Below are 2,155 nucleotides of genomic sequence, written 5' to 3'. Positions count from 1 at the left end.
CCTTCACCAAAGACCTTCAGCCCGGTGGAATCAATCACCAGATGCGCGATTTCACCCCGGGTGAACGTTTTGAAACTGACGTTAACCGACTTTGCCCGCCTGCTGACACAGCTGTAATCCGGGCAGCGTAGCGGAACGTTCATCAGAGAAAAAATGGAATCAATAAAGCCCTGCGCAGCGCGCAGGGTCAGCCTGAATACGCGTTTAATGACCAGCACAGTCGTGATGGCAAGGTCAGAATAGCGCTGAGGTCTGCCTCGTGAAGAAGGTGTTGCTGACTCATACCAGGCCTGAATAGCTTCATCATCCAGCCAGAAAGTTATGGAGCCACGGTTGATGAGGGCTTTATTGTAGGTGGGCCAGTTGGTTATTTTGAACTTTTGCTTTGCCACGGAACGGTCTGCGTTGTCGGGAAGATGCGTGATCTGATCCTTCAACTCAGCAAAAGTTCGATTTATTCAACAAAGCCCATTCAGTCCTCAATTTGTGCATTTTTTAAACGAAAAAAGGGTGTCTAATACGGTGAAATCATAGTATTACCAAAGTAATAAATAAAAAGTTATTTAAATCAGTAATTTAGATTTGATTTGTAATACCTGGGTAATACCGCAGCATGGCTAAATTTTGTTTTTTTTCTTTTAAATCAGTGCAATAGCGTGATTTATCACGCTGCGTTAGGTGTATAGCAGGTTAAGGGATAAAAAATCATCTTTTTTTGGTAGGGCGATCTCCGTAGGTTAAGGGGCATTTGGCTAAAAAGCGTCCTATTCTTTGATGGTCATGCTTGCATGACCATCTGAGCAACCAAAAACTACAGATAAACTACAGATAAACTACAAAAAACGTTTTGCCTTAGTGTTGTAAGACTACAAATAGACTACAATAAAACTACAAATAAACTACAAAAAACGTGACAGACTACAAATAGACTACAATAAAACTACAGATAAACTACAAAACTCGATTGACCCCTTCTTACGAGTGTTGTAGAGTCATTTTCATACAACGGAGGGGGTTATGAATAAACCAGCAGATCTGAAACCCCGCAACTTATCGGCTGCTGTCAGATTGCGCCTAAATGAAATCGAGAACTGGCTGGACAGAGGGCTAACGCGGCATGAAATTGCTGAAATCCTCGACAGCGAATACAGCTTTTCGGTAACAGCCAAAGGGCTTGAGATGGCACTGTATAGAACGCGGCAAAACCGAAAAAATGTATTGCACAATACGCATGATAAGAGTAGCGCGAAGGGTGCAGCGGAAAGTGTATTGCACAATACACAACCGTCTGAGCCTGAAGTGCAGGAAAGTAAAAAAGCAGAGAGTCCCGGCATTATTGATAAAGAATTCTTCAAGAAAATCGGTGAGAATTTCGACCCTAAGAAGTTCAACAAAAAATTCTGAGGTGATTTATGAAAGTAGCGGTAATTAATTACAGTGGCAGTGTTCGTAAAACCTTAATTTCATCTTACCTGTTAGCCCCGCGCGGCTTTGTTGAATAAATCAGATTTCGGGTAAGTCTCCCCCGTAGCGGGTTGTGTTTTCAGGCAATACGCACGCTTTCAGGCATACCTGCTTTCGTCATTTTGTTCAGCGCTCGTACCAGGGCCATAGCCTCTGCAACCTGACCATCGTAGTCACGCAGTGTCAGTGAACCTCCGAACAGCTGTTTTACCCGGTACATCGCCGTTTCCGCTATCGAGCGACGGTTGTAATCTGTTGTCCATTTCCACCGCGCATTACTCCCGGTCAGCCGCTGATTCGCAACAGCACGGTTACGGTCTGCATATTCACCGGGCCAGTAACCCGCGCCTTTTCGGGGCGGGATAAGCGCGCTGATTTTCTTACGCCGCAGTTCATCGTGACAGAGTTGGGTGTCGTAAGCGCCGTCTGCCGATGCTGCCCTGATTTTTCTGTGAGTCTGCCGGATAAGACCCGGGAAGGCTTCTGAGTCCGTCACATTGTTCAGCGACAGGTTTGCACAGATGATTTCATGTGTGTTGCTGTCAACTGCCAGATGCAACTTTCGCCATATACGACGGCGTTCCTGGCCATGCTTTTTGACTTTCCATTCGCCTTCACCAAAGACCTTCAGCCCGGTGGAATCAATCACCAGATGCGCGATTTCACCCCGGGTGAACGTTTTGAAACTGAC

At 45.7% G+C, this 2,155-nt stretch carries 3 protein-coding genes; 1 reads left to right on the top strand and 2 read right to left on the bottom strand.

All coding sequences use genetic code 11. From position 1 onward, the window contains the following. Nucleotides 1-437 (bottom strand): IS5 family transposase (locus OGV57_RS07575; protein ID WP_074185796.1); only part of this gene is annotated, 437 nt, incomplete at its 3' end. A 580-nt stretch (nt 438-1,017) separates the two neighbouring features. Here OGV57_RS07575 and stbA point away from each other — a divergent pair. Next, entirely contained in the window at nt 1,018-1,404 is a 387-nt protein-coding gene (stbA, locus tag OGV57_RS07570) for a plasmid stabilization protein StbA (RefSeq protein WP_001039464.1), read from the top strand. A gap of 139 nt (nt 1,405-1,543) precedes the next feature. Here stbA and OGV57_RS07565 read toward each other — a convergent pair. Continuing rightward, nucleotides 1,544-2,155 (bottom strand): IS5 family transposase (locus OGV57_RS07565; protein WP_072820579.1); only part of this gene is annotated, 612 nt, incomplete at its 5' end.

This window comes from Citrobacter sp. Cf087 (assembly GCF_030334285.1).
Lineage (GTDB): Bacteria > Pseudomonadota > Gammaproteobacteria > Enterobacterales > Enterobacteriaceae > Citrobacter > Citrobacter freundii.
This window is presented reverse-complemented; position numbering and strand designations above follow the sequence as displayed.